This window comes from Hymenobacter glaciei (assembly GCF_039539585.1).
In the GTDB taxonomy this organism is placed as follows: domain Bacteria; phylum Bacteroidota; class Bacteroidia; order Cytophagales; family Hymenobacteraceae; genus Hymenobacter; species Hymenobacter glaciei.
In genome coordinates, this window is the sequence record NZ_BAABDK010000001.1 from 563,090 (window position 1) to 585,013 (window position 21,924).

The following is a 21,924-nucleotide window of genomic DNA, read 5'->3' on the forward strand; positions in this document are numbered from 1 at the left end:
CGCACCTATTGCCGCCGGGTGGAGACCTCGGTGCCTATTTCCAATCCGGCCAAGTGCTCGCGCAGGCGGGCCAGCGTGGCTACTGGCCCTTCTGGGGCGCTAAACACAAAGTTGCCCGCCACCAGCACGTCGGCGCCGGCTTCCACCAGCGGGCCGGCATTGTCCATATTCACACCTCCATCCACTTCAATCAGCGCCTCGGAGCCGCTGTCGAGCAACAGCTCTTTGAGCATGGCCACTTTTTTCAGGGTGTTCGGAATGAATGCCTGCCCGCCAAAACCGGGGTTAACCGACATAATCAGCACCACGTCGAGGTCGGCGGCGATGTCTTCGAGCAGGGCCACGGGCGTGTGGGGGTTCAGGGCGACGCCGGCCCGGCACCCCAGCTGCTTGATTTGCTGCACCACGCGGTGCAGGTGCGGGCAGGCCTCGTAATGCACCGTGATGCCACTGGCTCCGGCATCCCGAAACGCGCTCAGGTAGTGCTGCGGCTCCTCAATCATCAAATGCACGTCGATGGGCTGCTTGGCATAGCGGGCCACGGCTTGCAGCACGGGCAGGCCAAACGAAATATTCGGCACAAACCGGCCATCCATCACATCGAAGTGCAGCCAGTCGGCAGCGCTGTTGGCCAAGAGTTCGGTTTCGGCTTGCAGATTGGCTAGGTCAGCGGCCAGAAACGAGGGGGCCAGCAACGGAGCGCGACGAGTTGTATTCATGGGCACGAAGATACAGCCACCCGCCACACTCCCCGAATGCCGTCTGGCTCTACTTTTGTGGCCGTCCGAGGCTACACATTTCACTCCCGGCCTCGGCTTACTGCTCAAAATCCATTACTAATTACCTTAACGTGCCTCACCTCGTTCCGCTGCTCATTCGCGGCATCAACAACCTCTCCGATGCCCGCTACTGCGCCGGCATGGGGGCCGACAAACTCACGTTTGTGCTCGACCCCGCGCTGCCCGGCCACCTCGATGCCAAGGCCATGAAGGAGCTGGCCGGCTGGGTGGCGGGGGTTGAACTAATTGGTGAGTTCGACCAGCTTAGCGCCGAAAATATTAATGCGTTATCAGCTGAATGTTCCCTTGATGCAGTGCTGCTCCGCTCCTACCGTACGGAGGATGAGCTAGCCGAAATTGCGCCGCCGGTTTACCTAGAACTCAACGCCGATGGGCTTGCGGTCGGGTCAGTTCTGCTGCCGTCAGCGCCGGTTGGGTTTGTGGTTGAACTATCAGATAATTCATCGAGCGAAGCCCCTAGCGCACTGGTAGCGCTGGCTGCTCAGGGACGGTTGTGGCTGGGTCCTGGCCTGCATCCAGAACGGGCTCGTGCCCTGGCCACCCAGCTGCCGCTAGCCGGTTTGTCCTTTCCTTCGGGCAATGAAGTAAAGCCCGGGCTCCGCGATTTCGACCAGCTCGAAGCCGTTTTTGAAGCGCTGGAGATGGAATAATTTGGGTGCATAGAGAGCAGAGAAGCATCTGAAAGACCCTGAATCGAAGGTTCTCAGATGCTTTCCTTGTTTATGCACAACCCGCGCTTACTACCAGACAAAAAACTGAAAGACTAGCTGACCCGGAAGCGCACGTATTTGATGGGTACCCCAATAGCGCGGTACTTTCCTTCAAAATTTGTTTGAATTGCCTGCGCTTCCGTAAACTCAGCGTCGGTTTCCGCATACAAATCGCGGGTAAACCGCTCCACTACTGCCCCGGACCGGGCGGCAAGGACTTCGAGGGTGTATTCGAAAAGACCTTCGTTATCAGTCTTTAAGTGGAGCAATCCACCGGCAGTTAACAATTGTTCATACAGCCCCAGAAAGCGTGGGGAGGTAAGCCGGCGCTTAATGTCGCGGTCGCGTGGCCGGGGGTCGGGAAAGGTTATCCAAATTTCGTCCAGTTCGCCGGGGCCGAACTGCGCCGCCAGTGCTTCGGCGCGCATCCGCACGAAGCCCACATTCCTCAGACCCATTTCGGTGGCCCGGGCACTCCCCCGCCAGATGCGCTCCCCCTTGATGTCGAGCCCCAGAAAATTGCGGGCCGGGTGGCGTTGGGCCAGGCCCACGGTGTACTCGCCTTTGCCACAGCCAACTTCCAGCGTAAGTGGGTGAGGCTCCCGGAAAAAATCGGTGCGCCAACGGCCGCCCAGTTGTTCGTATTCGGGTTTACCCGGTTCAATGATGTCGGGGCGGGTAGCGTTGTCGTGGAAACGCTGAAGCTTAACGCGGGCCAAAAGCAGTAGTTAATGAGGGGTTTACAAATGCCCGTCGCCTCTTTTTTTCAAAGCCGAAGGCCCGGGCCAGCCTCAAAATTACGATGCCCGCCGCTTAACCAGGGTCATAAAGCTCGGCTACCTCAGCCACCACAAAGGTGCTGCCTCCGATAAACACGACATCGTGCGGCCCAGCGGCCGCCCGAGCGGCTGCCACAGCAGCTGTTACCGACTCGTATGCTTGCCCACGCAGTCCAGCCTTACGGCCCTGTTCGGCCAACTCGGAAGCTGGCAACGCACGCGGAATAGCAGCGGCACAAAAGTAAAAATTAGCCTCAGCAGGCAGCAGGGTCAGCACAGCAGGCACGTCCTTGTCGTTCACCGTGCCGATGACCAAATGTAAACACTGGTGTGGAACGCGTTGTAGCTGATTCATTACCATGCGCAGGCCAGCTTCGTTGTGGCCGGTGTCGCACACAACCAGTGGCCGTCGCCCAATTACACTCCAGCGTCCGCGCAGGCCGGTAAGCTGGGTTACTTGCCGCAAACCGGCGCGCACCGCCGCCTCTGTAATGCGGAAACCTTGGGCGCGCAACTCGTCAAGGGTAGCCAATACGCCGGGCAGGTTCAGCTGCTGATAGTCGCCGGGCAGGCCTAACTCCGCATTGGGCAGGTATAGGCGGCCGTGTTGGCGCAGGGCCAGCGGCCGCAAGCCCGTTTCGGGGTCGCCCTCGGCGGTGAAGCTGGCCTGGTAGATTTCATCGGCAAAGACCAGATGAGCCAGCTTTGCGGCCGCTTCGCTGCGGAAAACTTCGGCCACTTCGGGCTGCATTTGGCTTATTACCACTGGCACACCGGGCTTGATAATCCCAGCCTTCTCCCCTGCTATTTCAGGCAGCGTGTTGCCCAGCAACGCTTGATGGTCGTAGCTGATGTTGGTGATGAGTGAAACCAGCGGCGTGATGATGTTCGTGGAATCAAACCGACCTCCAAGCCCTACTTCGACCACGGCCACATCCACGCGCTGCTCGGCGAAATAGGAAAAGGCCAGTGCCACGCACATCTCGAAAAAAGATGGCTGCACCTGCTCGAACAAGGGCCTCCACTTGGTTACCCATTGCACCAGGTATTCCTGCGACAGCTCGCGCCCGTTCACCCGGATGCGCTCGGTGAACTCGCGCAGGTGCGGGGAAGTGTAAAGGCCCACTTTGTAACCGGCCGCTTGCAGGACTGCTGCCAGCAGGTGCGAACTGCTGCCCTTGCCATTGGTACCGGCCACGTGCACGCTCCGGAACCCGTGCTCAGGGTGTCCCTGCGCTTCGGCCAAGGCTATTGTATTACCGAGCCCTTTTTTGAAGCCAGCCGCACCCACTCGCTGGAACATGGGCAACTGCTCGTAGAGATAGGAAAGGGTTTCGGCGTAGGTCACAGGTAGCAAGTCTTGAAAGTTGAAAGCCCCAAATTACAGCACAGTGCACCGTCGGCCCATAAAAAGGCCCGCAACCTTGCTGTAGGTTGCGGGCCTTTTTATGGGGGTTACGCGGATTAGCGCACCGAGATTTTAAACGTATAGAACCCGGTAGCACCTCCCGTGGCACTATTGGTCTTCACAAAGTTGGCATCAAGCAGCTTATCGCGGCAAAGCTTTTCCTGAGCCGGCGATACGTTGCCTGACACTTTGGAAACCGACTCTACTTCTCCATCCGAAGAAATCTTAATCTTGAAGCGCACCACGCCGGAGTTATCATCGATGGCCTGCACCACAGGTGTACTCTCAAATCGCCATCCGCTCATTTCAAGGCCGCCGCTGCCGGGGCTGCTCCCCGTGCCACCACGGCCCCCAGCGCCGTACAGGGCTTTGGCGTCGAGCGAGCCGTTGGGGTCGCCCTGGTCGCCGGTAGTACCGGGGCGGTCGCCGTTGTTGTTGCCTGTAGGCACATTGCTGGTGCCGTTCACCCCATTACCACCACCGGTGGCATTGCCTTTGGGAGCAAATGTTACGGCTACTTTGCGCGGCATACGCGGGGCAGGTTTCACTTCCTCCTTGGGTGGAGCAGGCGTTTCAACAGGAGTTTCCGAAACTGGGCTTTCTTCGGCGTCGCTGGTGATGATTTTCTCCTGCGCGGGTGGAGTGGGGTCGGGCGTAGCCGTGGCCACGGGGCGCGGTTGCGGGTCGGGGCTGGCTTTCGGCGGGCGGCTGTCTTCGCGGTTGGGCGAGTTATTGGCCGGAGCCATGCTCTGAATATCGCCCGAGCCCGCTTCATCGAGACCGTAGTTTAGTTCTACGCCATCTCCGCCCAACGTTGCCAGCGGCGGGTTGGGCCCATGAAAGTGCGTGAACAAAAACAGCAGCAGCAGCAGCCCGTGCACGATCAGGGTGCCAATCAGGGCTTCGCGGCGATGCGGTTCGGGATAATCAATGGCCATTTTCGGGGAGGAATGAAGAATGAGCAATGAAGAATACAAGACTAGAAACAAAGAATGTTGCTACTCGTTCCTCACGCCTGCTTATTTACCGGCTGCCTGCTGGGCTTGCGTGGCCATTACCATTTTCAGCTTGAGCCGGTTGCCAATTTCCAGAATATCAACCAGCTTCTGTACGTTCAATGAGTTGTCGACGCGCAGCACCACCGTGGGCTGCTCGCTGGTAGGCGTGGTTGGCCCTACCAGTGCCACCAACTCCGACTCCACCGCCGATGGGTTCACCGGCTTCTTATTCACGAAGTAGGTTCCAGCCGCATCAACTGATATGGTGATGGGCTGCTTCATTACTTGCTTGCTCGACTTTGCGTTTGGCAAGAGCAATTTGATGACGTTGGGGTTCACCAGCGTGGAAGCAATCAGAAAGAACAACATCAGGAAGAACATGATGTCGTTCATAGCCCCGGTTTCGACGTGCGAAGTGAGACGATGACGGCGGGAAAGATTCATTCTTTTTAATGAAGAATGCGGAACGAGGGACGAGGAATGACGGAGTTGGCCGAAACCACTTCTTCATTCCTCATTCCTCATTCTTCATTGATTAGTTATCCTGCAGAATGTCCATGAACTCGATGGCCGAGTTCTCCATGCGAAACACCATGCGCTCAACCAGAATGCTGAGCCAATGGTAGCCCACGTGGGCGATGATGCCGACAATAAGGCCAGTAGCGGAAGTCACAAGCTTCACGTAGAGGCCATCGGCCACCTGCGGAATGCCGAACTCCTTGGTCGCGGCAATTGAATAGAATATTTTGATAACGCCGATGATGGTACCCACGAAGCCAATCATGGGCGCAATGCCGGCGATGATTCCTAGGATACTGATGTTCTTTTCAAGGCGGGCAATTTCAATCTTGCCCACGTTCTCCACGCTCGTCTCGATTTCCTTGAGTGGCAGGCCGATGCGGCGCAGGCCTTTCTCAACCATTCGGGCCAGTGGCGAGGCAGTTTGGGCGCAAAGCAGTTTGGCGCCGGCTAGGTCACCCTTTACCATAAGGGCACGGATGTTGGCCATGAACGAGTCCGGGTCGCCAGCGGCTTTGCGGATGGTGAAGTAGCGCTCGAGAATGATGTAGAGCGAGAGCAGCGACAGCGCTACCAGCGGAATCATAATCAAGCCCCCCCGCATCAGCAGGTCGATAACCGGAACGTCGGCGGAGGCAATGGGAGCAGCAGTGGCGGCGGTATTGAGGGTATCGGCAGCGGTGGGAACCACTTGCAGGAGGAATACGGACATGCGGTCGATTAATATTTCAGCGTAATGTAGTCGCAGCGCGTGCTCAGGCGCAAGCGCTGGGCCTCGCGCTGGGCCGAGGCCTGGTCGGCAAAGTCGCCGGCCGTAAGGCGGAAATACCGCGTACCAAAATGCGGCAGGATGATGCGGGCCGTGTGGCCAGCCCGGAGCAGGTTGCGGCGGCCCGCTTCGGCCCGGGCCAGGCTGGTGTAGGCTCCGGCAATAACGTAGAAACGACCCGTACGGGTTTTAATTGTGCTGCTGTTGATGACTACAGCCTTGCGCGGCGCGGCCACCACTGCCGGCGCAGCCATTGTGGCTACAACTTCTGCCGGCTCAGCAGCGGCAGCCTTCGCTGAGCTAATTGGTGCGTTGGTTGACCCAGTTTCGGCACGCACCACCGGCGCTTTACGCACTGGTGTATCTGTGAGGTCGCTTGATGAGCCCATTTCGGGAACTGCGGGCGGCGTTTCGGCAATGGGCGTTAGCCCCTCAGTGGCCTCTGGCGCTGGGCGACCAAAGTCGTGCTGGCCCAAGGCAGCCTGTTGAGGCTCGGCTGCAACCGCGGGCGTGGCAGCGCGGCGTTGCGCCCACTCCCATTTTGGCACCGACGTACGCAGGGCCGTGGGCAGGTACCCAGCTTTGAGGGCCACCTGGTAATTAGCAATCAACAGCAGGCTAACAGCTACCGCGATGATGCTGGCAGGCACGAAGCGGGCCAGGCGGGTGCGTGCGCCGCGCAACACGGGCTGCGGCAACTTGCGACTTTCGCCGGTGCGCACCGGGCGGGCGGCCAGTTCGGGCAGGCCGAACGAGGAAGCAAGCAGGTTATCGGTACCCGTGTACTCAAAGGCGAGTCCACGGCCGGCGGCGCGACGGAAAATGCCAATACCCGGCAGCTCGGTGCGGTTGTTCTCGTCAAGCTCCTGGTGCAAGCCGGCCACGGCCGCACGCACCCGCTCACGCGCTTCGGCAATGGGCAAGCCCAGGTGCTGGCTCAGGGCATCAACCAGCAGCCCATCGTTGCGCGTGAGGGCTTGGTTGAAGGCAACAAGTTTGGTGGGTGGGCTCAGGGCCTGCCGACCGGGCTGGGCCCGGGCCGGCGATACATCGGCCACGAGTCCGCCAAAGTCCGGAATAATCACGCAGTCGTGGTCACGGAGCAAAGGACGGATGTGGTCGGCGAGATGCATTGTATCAGCGAAAAGTATAGTGTTAAAAGCCGGGAGTTATCAGGCTTAAGCTTACTACTTTAAAAGCAATAAAGCGTTTCACCTTCAACACTCAACACTTAACTTAGAAAGTGTAGGTAGCCCCGCCCAGTACGTTGATGCCCTTCACCGGATACCCATAGAAGCGCTGATACTGTCGGTTGACGAGGTTGTTACCCATCACAAAGATGGATATTTTTGGCGTAATGCGGTAGTCGGCGCGCAGATTCAGGTCGATAACCGGGTCGGTGGCGCGGTAGAAATCGGCGGTGCGCACCGCGCTAGGCGTGGCCGCCGGCCGGTAGCTGATGCCATAGCTCGCCGAGTAGAAGTAGCCTTCGACGCCGAGCATCAGCTTATCGAACACGTTATAGGTACCGAACACGGAGCCCTGAAACTCGGGCCGGTGAAAAGGCGCCGGGAGGTTTTTGAGCGTGTACGTATTATAGTCCATGCGCGTGCCGATGCGGAATTTTTCAGCGGCATTGTATAGCAGTTCGCCGTGCAGGTTCAACACGGTGGTGCCTTGCCTATCATACACTAGGTCGAAACGCGTAGGGTCGATGGGGTTATTGAGGTAGAAGTACAGGTTGCGGTCGCGGGCAAACGTGGCGCGGGCATTGAATTCCAGGCCCCGAGCCGGCGTCGATGTAAAGCCAGCGTAAATGGTGGGCCCGCGATGCGTGTCGGCTACATTCAGTCCACGGTTGAGCCAGGGGTTCTCGGTGCTCAGGTCGTAGCGGGTTACCCGCTGAATAGCCCCGCCCAAGCCGGCGTACACCATGAATTTTTCAGGCTCAATGGTGTAGCCCAAACGGATTGCAGGATAGGCGCTGGTTTTGCTCACGTTGGTGGTGGTATCGCTGGAATAGCCCAGCGTGGCCCCCACCGTCACGGCAATGTTATTCTTCAGGAACTCGTAGGCTGGCGTGGCCTGTACAAACGTGCGCGTGCGAGTAAGCGAAGCCGGGTTGGGATTGCCCGTTGTGGGAGCCGCCTGGTCTTTATCCGAAATAAACGAGGCATCAGCGGCTACGGTAATCCTACTGGATTCGCTGAGAGCGTACCCAACTTTAGCGTTCAGCCGCACATCGTTTTCGGAAGCGGCAAAGTTGTCGGCCCAATAGCGGTACCCAATGCCCGCATCATAGGTCAGCACCTGCTCGGGGTCGCGGTTATGGGCGTAGGCCTTCACGGCGAAACGGCTAAAAATCTGCTTGATATCGGCTGACTCGGGCGTGGTTACGGGACTGGCATTGGCGGCTTTCTCGTAGCCGTAGAAATTATACCGCTCACGGCCAAAGTCCAGCGTGGCTCCGAACGCCCCGGTGCCCCGGTACAGCTCACCCATCAGGTGGGCGCTGTTTTCGGACATACGCGAATTTTTGCCATCTACCGGCCCCTGGATGGAGCTGATATGCTTGATGTCCAAACCATAGGCGTGGTCGGTGTTGCGGGTGCTGTGAAAGTAGCCGCGCCCGTAAAACGTGCCATAGTTGCCGATGCCAAGCTTTACAAGGTTGCCAGTGAGCGGCGTGGGTTCCTCGGCCCGAATGGTGAGCACTTTTACCGATGGGGCGAGGCGGTTGGCGGGCAAGCGGAAATCGGGAAAGGTATACGCCACCTTGCGCTCGACTTTGGGCGGGGCGGGCAGCTTGATTTTCTCGTAGTTGCGCGTAGCTTCGGGCAGCAGATTCACCCGTTCCTTCACAATCTCAATCTCGGCTTCTTCAATCTGCCCAGTGCGCTTTTTGGGGGGCTGGGTCTGGGCAGCGGCCGGAGCCAGGCCGCCGGCCAGCACAGCGGCCAGCACCAGCCCAGCGGCAGAGCGCGGACCAGTATGTGAAGTAAGTATCGACAAACGCTTCATCAGCAGGGAGGTTTCAATGAAAAAAGGCACCGCGGCTAGCGCTGGGTGGTGTCGGCCGGGGCAGTGGTGTTGCCGCGCAGGTTGGTGCGGGGCACGGTGGTTTTGCCCTTGGCCGGAGCAGTCGTCGGCTTGGGGGGCGCAGTAGCAGAAGAGGTTGGTTTCGCGGGAGCCTTGGTAGGAGCTTTTACCGGGGCTTTCACCGGCGGCTTTTTGGTTGGGGCCGGCTCGGTGGTTTCGTCCGGTTGGTCAGCGCCGAGGGTCTTGAGGCGCTGCTTTGCGGCCTCCAGGATTTCGGGCACCGGGAAATTGTTATCGATAAGCGAGTTCAGCGTACCTCGTGCCTGAAAATTATCGCCTTCGGCGGCATAGATGTCGGCCACCAATAGGAAGGCTCGGCCCAGCCACAGGGAGTAGCTGCTGAAGTCAGAGTTCACCTTCAGGGCAGCGGCTTTGGCTTCTTCGGTTTTCTTCTGCTTGAAGAGGGTTTCGGCCAGATAGTATTGCGCTTCGGCCCCGTTGATGTCGTTGGGTGCAGCAGCAACCGCTGCCGTGAGCTCGGTAGCAGCCTGGTCGAGTTGGTCGGTGCGCAGACTGGCTTTGCCTAAATAGAGCAAAGCAGCGTTGGTGGCGTTGGCAGTAGCGCCGGCCTGGGCGCGCAACTCCTCGGCTACCCGGCGGGTACCGGGGTAATCGGCGCTTTCGTAGAGGCTGCGCATCTGACCCAGCGTAGCGTTGGCAACCTCGCGGCGGTTGGTGCTGGCCCCGCGCAGACGCTCGTAAAGCTTGGCGGCGGCCGCGTAGTTTTTGTTCTCGAATTCGAGGTCAGCCAAACGGCCAACAGCGCGGTTCACAAATTCGGACTTGCCTTCCTCAACCACAGCGCGCAGACGGGTAAGGCCCTGCTGACGGTCGCCGGTTTTCAGGTAAGCATCGGCCAGGAAGAAGCGGGCATCAGCACCAAGTGCCGACTGCGGGTACTGCTTCAAGTAAGACTCCAGACGCAGAATGGCAGGCTGGTATTTTTCAGACAGATACAATGACTTTGCCGCTTCGAATTCCACGCTTTCGGTGGCTTTGCTGTCGGGGTTCTGGGCCTTAAAAGAAGCCAGTGAGGCATCAAATTCTTCGGTGCGGCCAAGGGCGGTGAGGCTTTCCTGCAGGCTGTATAAGGCCTGCGAGGCGGCCTCGCTCCGCGGATAATTCGTGAGCACGCGTTGGAAGTCGGCCACGGCTTTGTCCTGCTGCTGCAGGTTTGCATAGGCTACACCGCGCTTCTGCAAAGCCTGAGGAATAAGCGGGCTGTTGGGCCGGTTATCAATCAGCTTCGAGAAGCCCGCGACGGCCGGCTGGTAGTCGCCCGCCTCGAACGACAGCTGGGCCTGCTGGAACACTGCATCCTCAGCATAGCGCGAGTTGGGGCTGGTTTTGAGCAGCGCGGCGAGCGTGCTGCTGGCTTCGTCGCGGCGGCCCATGGCGCCCAGCGTGCGCCCTTTTTGGTAATAAGCGTAATCCTTGTCGGCGGCGTTGGCCTGAATGACTTTGTCGTACAGCGACAGGGCCTGCGGGTAGGTTTTGGCTACGTAATAGGTATCGGCCAAGCGCAGCGTGGCATCGTAATAGTTGATGTCCGACGGCTTGGCATCGGTATCGTTCAGGAAAGCCTGGAACTGCGAGCGGGCACGGTCGTACTGCTTGGTGTTGTAGTAGGCGTAGCCCAGCCCGTAACGAGCTTTTTGTTCAAAGTCAGCCTCCTCGGGGCTCACGCCATCCTGCCGGGCCGACCGAGCGGCCGCGGCGTAGGCCGTAATGGCATCGGGGTACTGCTGGCCCACGCTGAAAATCTCGCCGCGCAACACCTGGGCTGCTGCCCGCAGGCCATCGTCAGTCGGAAACTGCAGCGACTTGTCGAGTAGCGGCAGCGCCTGGGCATAGTTGCCGTTGTTGTACAGCGTGGCGGCCTGGGCGTAGGCTACACGCTGGTAGGTGGCGTTCAGCTTGTCGCTGCGGTCGTCGAGGCCTTCGAGGTAGGCCAGCGCCTGGGCGTAGTCGGTACTCGACAGGAAGCTGTTGCTCAGCAAATCGTCGACCGCGGCCTGGTTTTTTGAGCGCGGGAAACGCTTGCGGAAGTCGCGCAGGACGGCAATGGTTTCGGGCAGGTTGCCCAGCTCGTATTGCACCTGGCCCAGCTTCAGGGTGGCGTTTTCGGCCACGGCACGGTCGAAGGTGCTTTGGCGGGCCGCTTCGAAGGCCGTGACGGCCTCACGCTTCTGATTGGTTTGGATGTAGCTCAGGCCCAGGTGGTATGCGGCATTCTGGCCCAGCGAGTCGCGGCGCACGGCCACGGTCTTCAGGCTGGCAATGGCCCCCTTGAAGTCGCCCATCTTGTAGTTGGCGAAACCAATCTTGTACTGCAGCGCCGGTTCGATGCGGCCCTTGTGCAGCACCGCGTACTTATCGAAGTTGTCGGCGGCTTCTTTGTACTGGTCTTTCTGGTAGTACGCATCGCCGAGCAGCAGCTGAATTTCGTCAGAATTTTGCGGGGGCGGCGTGTTTTGCAGGGCCTTACTGGCGTAGGCAATCAGGCCGTCGTAGTTGCCCTCCTTGTAGTAAATCTGCGTCATGATGGCCGGCACCACCGGTTTGTACGCATCATTCTGCTCGGCCACGCTCAGGTCGGTGCGGGCCCCGGCAAAGTCGCCGGCCCGGTAGGCCAGGTAGCCGGCATAGTACGAGCTGGCATACTTGTACTGGCTCTGCACCTGCTTGTTGCGGTCGAACAGCAAGCGGGCCTTCTCGTAGTCCTTCTGCTCGAAGTAACTGTAGGCCAGCTTGAAATCGGACTCAGCGCGCTGGTCGTTGCTCAGGTTATCGGGCGCTACTTTGGTAAAGTAGCGGATGGCCGATTCGTAGTTCTTCTGGTCGAAGTAAAACTTGCCCAACTCGAAATAGGCCACAGCCGCGCGCGGGTGGGCCGGGTGGTGAGCCGCGAAATCCAGAATCAGCCCTTCGGCATCGGGGTGCGAAAGGTAGAGGCCACTCACAGCGTAGTAGTACTCAGCGTCGGCGGTGCGGTCGGAGGCGGTGGGGCCAACCTGACCCTGGCGCACTGGCTCGATGGCCAGGTACTGCCGGAATGCCTCTTGGGCGGCCCCATACTGGCCGCGGTCAAACAGCTCCAATCCTTCCTGAAAGTGCCGCTCGTCGGCGGCAAACACCTGGGTTTGCTGGGCAGTAGCGGCCACGGGGGCCGCGGCGCTCAGGGCGGCGGCCAGCGCCAACCGGGGGAATAGCTTCATGTAATGTCCTTGCGTGGGGGGCCACACCGGGCCCGGGAACTGGCCAAAAGTAGCGATAAATGCCCGTAGGTTGCCCCGGCAACGTGGAAAAGCGGTTTTCATTGCCAGACCTGAAGCTCGATACGACCAGTTTATCCTGCCAGTTAAGGCTTGCCACGTGCTTTACTCCGGCCGCCATTCGTAACCCGCTTTGCGTTTCCGAGTGCCTAGCTCAGAAAACACCTCCACCCCCTCGTCACGCAGAAATGCGTCCAGGGACGAAACATCAGTTTCGTACGCATCCAGGAATTCCTCGAATTGCCACCTTACCAGTAATCCGGCCGAACTCAAATACGGCTCTGCGTAACTAGCAAAGCTTGGCAGCAGCTTGCGGTGGGCCTCCTCCTCATCCGCGGCTTTCACCAGCAGAATGCGGTCTTCGTAGGTCTGCAGCCCACCCGTAACATTCTCAATCTGTATTGCGAAGCGGGCTTTAATGCTCCAAAAGCACTTTGTGGCTGCAGGTTTTTTCCGAGTCATCCCTTCAATTGCCTCTAAGGTGATGCTACTGACTTCGTGACGGGCTAAAAGCGAGGCTAACTGGTTTAGGGGCAATTGTAGCGTCATGCCGGTTGGTCGCATATGAGAACCCCGTCTTGCAAATGGCACCTTTGGAATTCGTGCTTTTAACGCCTTAAAAGCTGCCCGTAGCTGGGCCGAAATCTGACGTCCTCGTTCTTGGGGTGCATATGCCACTACCGATTTATAATTTGGGTATATCAAATTCAAATGAACAGTAGCGTTGTTGTCGAGCACAGGCAAGTCGTTGTATTGCAGGCTCCATTCGTCCAGGCCATTTATTGTTTTCATAAAACGCTGAGATACTTAATGAACCTTTTCCTGACAAAGGAAAGCACATACTAAGTAGAACTAGGTAGGCATAGTGAAGCCTTTTTTTGCTTACCAACTGCTTCACTGCCGGCCTTACCTTGAGCACAACTACAGGCCAGAGTGGCCAGCGGGAATTTTAAAAACGTCAAAAGTGTGCTCCCTCCCGATGCTGCCAAGCTTATCAGACCTATTGACGAGGCCGTGTCCGCACTTTTAAAAAACACGTTGCCGCCTCACCATAGCTTTTGCCTGTATGAACGCGCTTTATCTGGTAGCCCTACTTCCCCCGGAGCCCTTATTCTCCCAAACGTGGGCCCTGAAGCAGGAAGTACACGACTTAACGGGCAGCCGCAACTCAGTTCGTCTACCGCCGCACATCACCCTTATTCCGCCCCTGCGCCAGCCCGATGGCTTCGAGGCGGCCTGTACGGCGGCGCTGGATGAGTTTGCCGCCACGCAGCCCCAGTTTTCGATAGGCCTCGATGGGTTTGCCTGGTTCGGCAACCGCACCTTATTTGTGCGGGTGAGCGCAGCTGAAAGACTGCAGGCCTTCCACGCCGCGCTAATGGGTTGGTGCACTATTCATTTGCCCGAAGTTCGGCCCGAAAACCGTCCGTTTACGCCGCACCTTACACTCGCTACCCGCGACTTGCCTCCCGCGCAGGTACCGGCTTTGCGGGCGGAATTCGAGGCCCGCTCCTTCGTAGGCACATTCGTCGTACCCAACATTACCCTGTACCGCCACGATGGCCAGCACTGGCAGCCTCGGGGCACGTTTGCGCTGCCCGAGGGGGTCGAATAATCGCATTTGCCGAGCCCTCAGAAGTCGCAATAGTCTACACTTCCCGTCATTTCGGCCCAGCGCGCCGAGAGGAATTTCGCGTACGCCAGCGGCATCAGCCCATAGGAACCTAGGGCGTAGCCATCGTTCACTTCCACCACCACGGTTTGGCCGGTGGCCGTACAACCAATGTCCAGCGAAAATGCAGTTGGGGCTTCCGGCAGGTACGCAGCTAATGCTTGTTCTATCACGCGGGGGTCAAAATGAGCTCGCCAATCCCCTTTATAGGGCCGCACGTCCAAAATACGCCCGTAGCGCACGAAGCAGCGCCATTCGGTCACGAAATGCAGGGGCTCGGCGCACCACACCGGCGTGTCTTCGTATTGGTCGCCGCAGCCCACCAGGTCGCGAGGGCTGCGCACCAACACCCCCGTGAATTTTTTGGCGTCGTGCAAGGGCTTTACAAATACGGGCCATAGGCTGGCATCAGCCGCTACGGCGTTGATGGTGCTGCGCCACAACCGCCGCCCCAGAAAAGGCAACAGCGACGCCGGATACCCTAACTCAGCGGGCACAACCATTCCCAGCGACCGCAGGCTGGCCCGCACGGCCGCAATGTGCCCGACTACTACTTCATCGGGTGCGAGGTCATGCACTGGCTCTGCATCGGTATAAGGCACAATTTCCCAACCCATTTGCTGGAAACCGTCCATTGCCAATTAGTTATTGACGCTCTGGGGAATGCCATGGTGGAAATGGATATGGGCTCGCATGAGAAAGGTCTAGACGATGGCAGCAATTCTTGAAGCAGTTTCGGACACCTCCTTGGTATCGCAAAGAATTGGCAAGTACGAACAGCTGCAAATTGGAAGGACAAAGAAAAGGTCCCGCTAGCCAATGCTAACGGGACCTTTTGGCCACAGACGTGACGAGGTTAAGCCTGCTTTTGCTTGGATAGGAAGCTTGGCACATTCAGGTTGCCGGCTTTGTAGCGCTTGTACAGGTATGCAGCACCGGCAGCCAGCAGGGCTCCTTTTACCAAACTTCCCGAAGTTGAGCCGGAAGCGCGGGTACCATCGTTGTTTGTTCGGCCACCAAACAGGCCGGAAAGCATGCCCCCGAGAGTGCCGCTGGGTTGGTTATCGCTCATAGTAAAGTCAGTTTAAGGTGAAAGACCCGCTTTGTACGGCGTATTCATCCTAGTCGTTACTCCAGCACCCCGGCCGGCACATTGTGCAGTATCAGCCACACCAACTCCCGCAGAATCTCGGCATCGTCCATCGAGCCGCTTTCGATGCCCTTGCTTTGGGCATCAGCCCTTCTGATAGCGTGAATAAGCCCCACCACCCGCTCGGGCGGAAACACGCGCATTGCCTGCTGGTATTCCTTCTGTGCAAAGCTGTTTACAATGCCCAGGCTCTTGAATACGCCATCGGGTGGGTTGGGCCCGGCCTGGTGCAGCACGAGCAGCTTGCTGAAAAAGTTGAACAGCAGCGTCAGGTTCGGGATGAGCGGGTTGGCCTTGGGATTGGCCGCGAAGTAGGCCAGAATGCGGTTGGCCTTGAGCACGTCGCGCTGCACCAGCGCCTTTTGCAGCTCAAAAATGTTGTAGTCCTTGCTGATGCCCACCATGCGCTGCACCAACTCCTCGTCGATGGGCTGCCCCGGCTTCAGGTTCAGCATCAGTTTGTCGATTTCGTTGGCCAGCCGGCCCAAATCGGCCCCGATATACTCGGCCAGCATGGCCGTGGCCTGCCCGGTTATTTGCTGCCCCCGGTTGCGCACGTTGGCCGTGAGCCACTGTGGCACCTGGTTGTCGTAGAGCTTCTTGCTGGTCATGAGCACGGCCGGCGAGTCTTTGCCAGCGAGGAGCTTACCGAGCTTCTTGCGCGAGTCCAGCGTTTTGTGCTTGTAGCAGAACACCAGCACGGTGCTGGGCAGTGGGTTTTTCAGGTAAGCCTCCAGGAAAGGCCAGTTCCGCTCCTGCTCCAGGTCGGCTATGGTCTGGGCTTCTTTCACGATGACGACGCTGCGTTCGGCCATCATCGGAAACCGCTTGGCCTGGCCCAGAATAGCCGTTACGTCCACGTCCTTGCCGTACACCACCATCTGGTTGAAGCTACGCTCGTGCTCCGCCAAGGCAGTTTTTTCAATCAGGTCGGCCACTACATCGATGTAGTACGGCTCTTCGCCCTGCAAAAAATACACGGGTTGAAACTGGCGCTGCTGCAGCTGCTTAAGTATCGCGTCGGCTTCTAATAAGGGCATAACAAATGGGAACTTGCCGTCTTTAGGGACGTGGGACCTGGACAGTTCCACCGCAAAATTAGGCCTTGGTTGAGCCCCGCCCTACCTTTGCCCACTTAATATAGTGGCAGGTTTTCGCGGCAATGCCCAAAACCAAGTCCACAAGTTCCCAAGCCCCTAAGTCCCTCCGACTCTATGTCCCTGATTGAAGAACTGACCTGGCGCGGCATGTTTCACGACGCCATGCCCGGCACCGCCGAACACCTCGCTGCCAATGCACCCATTACCGGCTACATTGGGTTCGACCCCACGGCCGCTTCGCTGCACATTGGCAACCTGGCCACCATCATGCTGCTGGTGCATTTGCAGCGCGCCGGCCACCGCCCGCTGGCCCTGGTGGGCGGCGCTACCGGTATGATTGGCGACCCCAGCGGCAAATCAGCCGAGCGCAACCTGCTCGACGAAACCACGCTGCGCCACAACCAGGCCGGTATTCAGGCCCAGCTCGAGAAGTTTTTGGATTTCTCGGAAGGTCCCACCGGCGCGCTGGTGGTGAACAACTACGACTGGTTCAAGAACTTCGGCTTCCTTGAATTTCTACGAGAAGTAGGCAAGCACCTCACCGTAAACTACATGATGGCCAAGGATTCGGTGAAGCGCCGCATCGGTGGCGGCGAGGACGGCGACAGCAGCGGCATCAGCTACACCGAGTTCAGCTACCAGCTGCTGCAGGGCTACGACTTCGTGCACCTCAACAAAACGCTTGGCTGCACCCTGCAAATGGGCGCCAGCGACCAGTGGGGCAACATCACCACCGGCACAGAGCTCATCCGTCGCCTCGCCAACGCCGACGAGCGCGAAGCCAAAGCCTATGCCCTCACCGGCCAGCTCATCACCAAGGCCGACGGCACCAAGTACGGCAAGTCCGAAACCGGCACCGTCTGGCTCGACCCCAAGCTGACTTCGCCTTACCAGTTCTACCAGTTTTTCCTCAACGCCGCCGACGCCGACGCTCCGCGACTCATCCGCGTGTTCACGCTGCTATCGAAGGCAGAAATTGATACATTGGAAGCCGAGCACGCCGCTGCTCCACACCTGCGCATCCTGCAAAAGGCGCTGGCAGCCGATGTCACCACGCGCGTGCATTCAGTCGAAGCGACCGAGGCGGCTATTGCCGCTTCGCAGGTACTTTTTGGTGGTGGCGACCTCGCCTCCCTCGATGAAGCTACGCTGCTCGACGTATTCGCCGGTGTGCCACACCTGCGCGTACTGCGCGATGAAATGACTGAACTCAACGCCGCCACCTTCCTCAGCGATTTCACGTTAAACAAAATCTTCCCTTCCAAAGGCGAAGCCCGCAAAATGATTCAGGCTGGCGGCGTAAGCATCAACCGTGAGAAAGTGACCTCTCCCGATGCGCCAGTAGCGGCCCTACAGCACTTGGCCAGCAAATATTTGGTGGTGCAGAAAGGCAAGAAGAATTACTTTTTGGTGGAGCTGGTATAATTAAACAGCATTTCTACCAGGAACAGCCAACATAAAAAAGGCCCCGCTGATTAGCGGGGCCTTTTTCGTCATCTACAAAAGCCGTCGATTCCGACGAATTCGTGATTACTTCTTCTTGGCAGGAGCAGCCTTTTTGGCAGCAGGTGCAGCGGCCTTCTTAGCAGGAGCCGCTTTCTTGGCACCAGCAGCAGCCTTAGGAGCGGTAGCAGTAGCCGAGTTCTTGGTGTTCTGTACTTCGGTGCGGAACGCCTGAGCCATTGTTTTCAGCTCCTGCATGCCTTTACGCACGCGGGTACCGGCAGCGGCGTTCTGCTTCTCGTAGAATTTCGAGAAATCGTCTTCGAGCGACATCACGAGGTCTTTCAGTTGGCTGAAATTGTTCATTGGGGGTTGTGGTTTGGGGTGAAAAATGAATGGTTGGTGGTGTTAAGCCGGCCCTAATATACAGGGATTTCAAATGCAAGCAACTTTTTAGCGTTTTTTTAAAAACCCCGTTCCCGGCATTCAGAGGCCGATTTTACTCTAAAAAACCCCGTTTGCAGCAAGTACCGCTAAAGCCCTTAGCTTAGAATAGTTCAAAAACGAAAGCGCCGGCCACCCTTGCAGGTGGCCGGCGCAATGTGCCTTGGCAGGCTATTCTAAGCTGTTTGCGAAGCAACGGGCGTTTTGCTGTAAAGCCCTTTGTCGAGCTTGGCCGCCACGGTTTCGAAGGCTGCAATCGTTTCCTGCACATCGTCCAGCGTGTGCATGGCCGTCGGAATCAGGCGCAGCATAATCACGCCCTTGGGTACCACTGGATACACCACGATGGAGCAGAAAATGCCGTGGTTCTCACGCAAATCAAAGGTTAGGGCCGTTGCATCCGACAACTCACCGTTCAGTAACACGGGCGTAACCGGCGATTCGGTCGTACCGATGTTGAACCCTTTTTCGCGCAGGCCGCCCTGCAGGGCACGCACCACGGTCCACAGCTTTTCGCGGTACTCGGGGTGGTTGCGAATCAGCTCCAAACGCTTCAGCGCCCCAATTACCAATGGCATGGGCAACGATTTGGCGAAAATCTGGCTACGCATGTTATAACGCAAATATTCAATCACGCTTTCCTCACCAGCCACAAACGCACCGATGCTGGCCATGCTCTTGGCGAAGGTGTAAAAAATCAGGTCTACGCCTTCAATACAGCCCAAATGCTCGGCCGTGCCGGCCCCGGTAGCGCCCAAAGTGCCGAATCCGTGCGCATCGTCGACGAAGATGCGGAAGTCGAATTTCTTCTTCAGTTCCACGATTTCGGGCAGCTTGCCCAAGTTGCCCGACATGCCAAACATGCCCTCCGTAATAACCAGAATGCCACCGCCCGTTTCGTCGGTCAGGCGCTTGGCGCGCTCCAGCTGCTTTTCGAGGCTGGCCATGTCATTATGGTTAAATACGAACCGCTTGCCCTGGTGCAGGCGTACGCCGTCGATGATGCAGGCGTGCGACTCGGCGTCGTACACAATGGCATCGTGCCGGCTCACCAGCGCATCGATAATGCTCACGACGCCCTGGTAACCGAAATTCAGCAGCAGCGCACCGGGCTTTTGCACGAAGTCGGCCAGCTCGTTTTCGAGGCGCTCGTGGTTCGTCGAGTTACCGCTCATGATGCGCGCTCCCATGGGGTACGCCATGCCGTAGTCGGTGGCGCCGTCGATGTCGGCCTGCCGCACTTCGGGGTGGTTGGCCAGGCCCAGGTAGTTATTCAGGCTCCAGGTCAGCACCTCTTTGCCCCGAAATAGCATGCGGGGATTGATTTGGCCTTCCAGCTTCGGAAAAGCGAAATAGCCGTGGGCGTAATGCGATTGCGAACCCAAGGGGCCGCGGTTGGCCGAAACCCGGTCGAAAATATCCACTGAAAAACGGGAATTAGGTGGTGATGTAACGCGCTGCAACGGCCGTTTAGAGGATTTTAAGCTACTATCCAAACGGCCCAACCACAAAGGTAACCATAGGCCGCCGATGTGCATAATTTGGGCTTAATAACCAGATAATGCCTCCCGGGTTTACCGTCGGGCTACAGTTTCGCAGTTTCTTTGTGCGTGCTTTCTAATACCATCAATCCTAAGTAGCAGGCTGTGCCCTGTCAAAGCCCCCTGCTTGTGGTAGTAAGCCAGTCGTTACAACCTCATTAATTCGCGACAACACGCGAGTTGTTTCGGCCTCGTTCGGCAGGACGGGTCTGATTTCTATCCGCTTCCCACCCACATGAAAAAAATCACCAAGCTGCTCGTTGCCAACCGGGGTGAAATTGCCCTGCGTGTTCTGCGCTCCGCCAAAGAAATGGGCATTGCCACCGTGGCCATCTACTCCGAGGCCGACCGCAACGCCCTGCACGTGCGCTACGCCGACGAAGCAGTATGCGTAGGTCCGCCCGCCTCGAAAGACAGCTACCTGCGTGGCGACAAGATTCTGGCCGTGTGCAAGGAACTAGGCGTCGATGCCATTCACCCCGGCTACGGCTTCCTTTCGGAGAATGCCGGGTTTGCCCGGATGGTGCGCGAGGCAGGCCTGATTTTCGTGGGTCCTTCGCCCGAAGCCATGGAAATCATGGGCGACAAGCTCTCGGCCAAGCAGGCGGTACAGGCCTACAACATTCCGCTGGTGCCCGGCACGGCCGAAGCCATATCTGATGTGCCCGCTGCCAAGCGCATTGCCGAGGAAGTGGGCTTTCCTATTCTCATCAAGGCCTCGGCTGGCGGCGGCGGCAAGGGCATGCGCATTGTGAACGGGGCCGACGAGTTTGAGGAGCAGATGCAGTTGGCCATCAACGAGGCCGTGTTGGCATTTGGCGATGGGGCCGTTTTCATTGAGAAGTTTGTGACCGGTCCGCGCCACATCGAAATTCAGGTGCTGGGCGACGAGCATGGCAACATCGTGCATCTGTTCGAGCGTGAGTGCAGCATACAGCGCCGCCACCAGAAGGTAATTGAAGAAGCGCCGTCGTCGGTGCTCACCCCCGAGCTGCGCGCCGAAATGGGCCGCTGCGCTGTAGACGTGGCCCGCGCCTGCAATTACGCTGGTGCCGGCACCGTGGAATTTTTGCTCGATGAGAAGCGCAACTTCTACTTCCTCGAGATGAATACCCGCCTGCAGGTAGAACACCCCGTGACGGAACAAATCACGGGCCTTGACCTGGTGAAGGAACAAATCAAAGTGGCCCAGGGCGAGCCCCTGGCCTTCCGCCAGGAAGACCTCACCATCACCGGCCACGCCCTCGAGTTGCGCGTGTACGCCGAGGACCCGCAAAACAACTTCCTCCCCGATATCGGAACCCTCACCACCTACGTGCGCCCCCAGGGCCCCGGCGTACGCGTCGACGACGGCTTCGAGCAGGGCATGGACATTCCGATTTACTACGACCCGATGATTGCCAAGCTGGTTACCTTCGGGGCCGACCGCGCCGAGGCCATTGCCCGCATGCTGCGCGCCATTGACGAGTATAAAATCACGGGCATCGAGACCACGCTCGGCTTTGGCCGCTACGTGCTCACGCACCCCGCTTTCGTAAGCGGCGATTTCGACACCAACTTCATCAAAGACCATTTCACCCCCACCACCCTCGCTCCTACCACCCCAGACGAGGCCACGGCAAAAGTTGCCGCCGCGCTCGGCGCCATGCTACTCAGCGAGAAGAAACCGAAAGCGGCCGCTGCAACTGGCGAAACTGCCGAGCAGGCTTCGGGCTGGCGAAAGAATCGGTTGGGCGTGCGGTAATCTTCATTGTTGAAATAAAGATTCAAGCTTTAGCAACCTTTATTTTGCAGCACGCAATGGTGACGATACTTAAGCATTTATACGCTTATTGTTCATGACTATTCGGCCTTTTCTGCCTCATGTTTCAGCAGTTGTCTTATTCCTACTAATGGCTGCCTGTGCCCAAGAGAATCACAAATCATTTACTAGCCAAGAGGCTGCATTGTCACTTAAAATTCCTGCGGTTGCTACTGAGATTTGAAATTTCATTCAGCACAATCATTTAAGTAAACTCGGTCTCTTCTATATCGACGCGACACAGAATGGCGACAGTGTCAATATCAAAATCTCTTCTTTGATTTTCAAGACTGAGGCAAACGAGTTAAAGCCATGTGACTTAATTCGTCTTGCTAGAGAATGGGTATTAGTAACTGATGTTACGCAGCCAGTTTGGTCAAAGTGTAGTGCATGGCTTTGAGTCCGCGCAAATAAAG

The 21,924-nt window shown here is 58.0% G+C and carries 18 protein-coding genes and 1 pseudogene; 4 read left to right on the plus strand and 15 right to left on the minus strand.

What is annotated here, in order from left to right:
* Nucleotides 1-5: 5 nt before the first annotated feature.
* Entirely contained in the window at nucleotides 6-719 is a 714-nt protein-coding gene (gene rpe / locus ABD837_RS02550) for a ribulose-phosphate 3-epimerase (protein ID WP_345049894.1), read from the minus strand.
* A gap of 131 nt (nucleotides 720-850) precedes the next feature.
* Between rpe and ABD837_RS02555 the strand changes: the two genes are divergently transcribed.
* Nucleotides 851-1,450, plus strand: coding sequence for a hypothetical protein (locus ABD837_RS02555; protein ID WP_345049896.1), 600 nt, complete (start codon nucleotides 851-853; stop codon nucleotides 1,448-1,450).
* Nucleotides 1,451-1,563: 113 nt separating this feature from the next.
* On the opposite strand, the gene trmB is transcribed toward ABD837_RS02555, so the two are convergent.
* The 9 genes from trmB to ABD837_RS02600 form a co-directional block, all read right to left on the minus strand.
* Nucleotides 1,564-2,229, minus strand: coding sequence for a tRNA (guanosine(46)-N7)-methyltransferase TrmB (trmB, locus tag ABD837_RS02560; protein WP_345049899.1), 666 nt, complete (start codon nucleotides 2,227-2,229; stop codon nucleotides 1,564-1,566).
* A gap of 94 nt (nucleotides 2,230-2,323) precedes the next feature.
* Complete coding sequence (locus ABD837_RS02565; RefSeq protein ID WP_345049900.1) at nucleotides 2,324-3,637, minus strand: bifunctional folylpolyglutamate synthase/dihydrofolate synthase; 1,314 nt, start codon at nucleotides 3,635-3,637, stop codon at nucleotides 2,324-2,326.
* 116 nt (nucleotides 3,638-3,753) lie between these two features.
* Nucleotides 3,754-4,635, minus strand: a complete 882-nt coding sequence (locus tag ABD837_RS02570; RefSeq protein ID WP_345049902.1) for a hypothetical protein — start codon at nucleotides 4,633-4,635, stop codon at nucleotides 3,754-3,756.
* An 81-nt stretch (nucleotides 4,636-4,716) separates the two neighbouring features.
* The gene (locus ABD837_RS02575; RefSeq protein ID WP_345049905.1) at nucleotides 4,717-5,139 is read right to left on the minus strand and encodes an ExbD/TolR family protein; all 423 of its coding nucleotides are present in this window, start codon (nucleotides 5,137-5,139) and stop codon (nucleotides 4,717-4,719) included.
* A 91-nt stretch (nucleotides 5,140-5,230) separates the two neighbouring features.
* On the minus strand, nucleotides 5,231-5,926 hold the full coding sequence (locus tag ABD837_RS02580) for a MotA/TolQ/ExbB proton channel family protein (RefSeq protein WP_345049908.1): 696 nt from the start codon (nucleotides 5,924-5,926) through the stop codon (nucleotides 5,231-5,233).
* Nucleotides 5,927-5,934: 8 nt separating this feature from the next.
* Nucleotides 5,935-7,116: an HU domain-containing protein gene (locus ABD837_RS02585; protein WP_345049910.1), complete on the minus strand. Its 1,182-nt coding sequence runs from the start codon at nucleotides 7,114-7,116 to the stop codon at nucleotides 5,935-5,937.
* A gap of 103 nt (nucleotides 7,117-7,219) precedes the next feature.
* Complete coding sequence (locus tag ABD837_RS02590) at nucleotides 7,220-9,004, minus strand: TonB-dependent receptor (protein ID WP_345049912.1); 1,785 nt, start codon at nucleotides 9,002-9,004, stop codon at nucleotides 7,220-7,222.
* A gap of 35 nt (nucleotides 9,005-9,039) precedes the next feature.
* Nucleotides 9,040-12,300, minus strand: coding sequence for a tetratricopeptide repeat protein (locus tag ABD837_RS02595; protein WP_345049915.1), 3,261 nt, complete (start codon nucleotides 12,298-12,300; stop codon nucleotides 9,040-9,042).
* A 162-nt stretch (nucleotides 12,301-12,462) separates the two neighbouring features.
* Nucleotides 12,463-13,149, minus strand: a complete 687-nt coding sequence (locus ABD837_RS02600) for a DUF4288 domain-containing protein (protein WP_345049916.1) — start codon at nucleotides 13,147-13,149, stop codon at nucleotides 12,463-12,465.
* Between the two features lie 274 nt (nucleotides 13,150-13,423).
* Between ABD837_RS02600 and ABD837_RS02605 the strand changes: the two genes are divergently transcribed.
* Complete coding sequence (locus tag ABD837_RS02605) at nucleotides 13,424-13,972, plus strand: 2'-5' RNA ligase family protein (RefSeq protein WP_345049919.1); 549 nt, start codon at nucleotides 13,424-13,426, stop codon at nucleotides 13,970-13,972.
* A 17-nt stretch (nucleotides 13,973-13,989) separates the two neighbouring features.
* On the opposite strand, the gene ABD837_RS02610 is transcribed toward ABD837_RS02605, so the two are convergent.
* The 3 genes from ABD837_RS02610 to holA form a co-directional block, all read right to left on the minus strand.
* Complete coding sequence (locus ABD837_RS02610) at nucleotides 13,990-14,664, minus strand: ATP-grasp domain-containing protein (RefSeq protein ID WP_345049922.1); 675 nt, start codon at nucleotides 14,662-14,664, stop codon at nucleotides 13,990-13,992.
* A gap of 221 nt (nucleotides 14,665-14,885) precedes the next feature.
* Nucleotides 14,886-15,101: a hypothetical protein gene (locus ABD837_RS02615; RefSeq protein WP_345049924.1), complete on the minus strand. Its 216-nt coding sequence runs from the start codon at nucleotides 15,099-15,101 to the stop codon at nucleotides 14,886-14,888.
* Between the two features lie 56 nt (nucleotides 15,102-15,157).
* Nucleotides 15,158-16,219: a DNA polymerase III subunit delta gene (gene holA, locus ABD837_RS02620; protein ID WP_345049927.1), complete on the minus strand. Its 1,062-nt coding sequence runs from the start codon at nucleotides 16,217-16,219 to the stop codon at nucleotides 15,158-15,160.
* Nucleotides 16,220-16,393: 174 nt separating this feature from the next.
* Between holA and tyrS the strand changes: the two genes are divergently transcribed.
* On the plus strand, nucleotides 16,394-17,704 hold the full coding sequence (tyrS, locus tag ABD837_RS02625; protein WP_345049930.1) for a tyrosine--tRNA ligase: 1,311 nt from the start codon (nucleotides 16,394-16,396) through the stop codon (nucleotides 17,702-17,704).
* 213 nt (nucleotides 17,705-17,917) lie between these two features.
* Here the strand turns inward: tyrS and ABD837_RS02630 are convergent.
* Both ABD837_RS02630 and ABD837_RS02635 read right to left on the minus strand, forming a co-directional pair.
* Nucleotides 17,918-18,088: pseudogene (locus ABD837_RS02630) on the minus strand (histone H1); the annotation flags it as partial.
* Nucleotides 18,089-18,342: 254 nt separating this feature from the next.
* Nucleotides 18,343-19,590 (minus strand): aminotransferase class I/II-fold pyridoxal phosphate-dependent enzyme, encoded by a 1,248-nt coding sequence (locus tag ABD837_RS02635; protein ID WP_345049932.1) that lies wholly within the window; start codon nucleotides 19,588-19,590, stop codon nucleotides 18,343-18,345.
* A 352-nt stretch (nucleotides 19,591-19,942) separates the two neighbouring features.
* On the opposite strand from ABD837_RS02635, the gene accC reads away from it, so the two are divergent.
* Nucleotides 19,943-21,451, plus strand: coding sequence for an acetyl-CoA carboxylase biotin carboxylase subunit (accC, locus tag ABD837_RS02640; protein ID WP_345049935.1), 1,509 nt, complete (start codon nucleotides 19,943-19,945; stop codon nucleotides 21,449-21,451).
* Nucleotides 21,452-21,924: the final 473 nt, after the last annotated feature.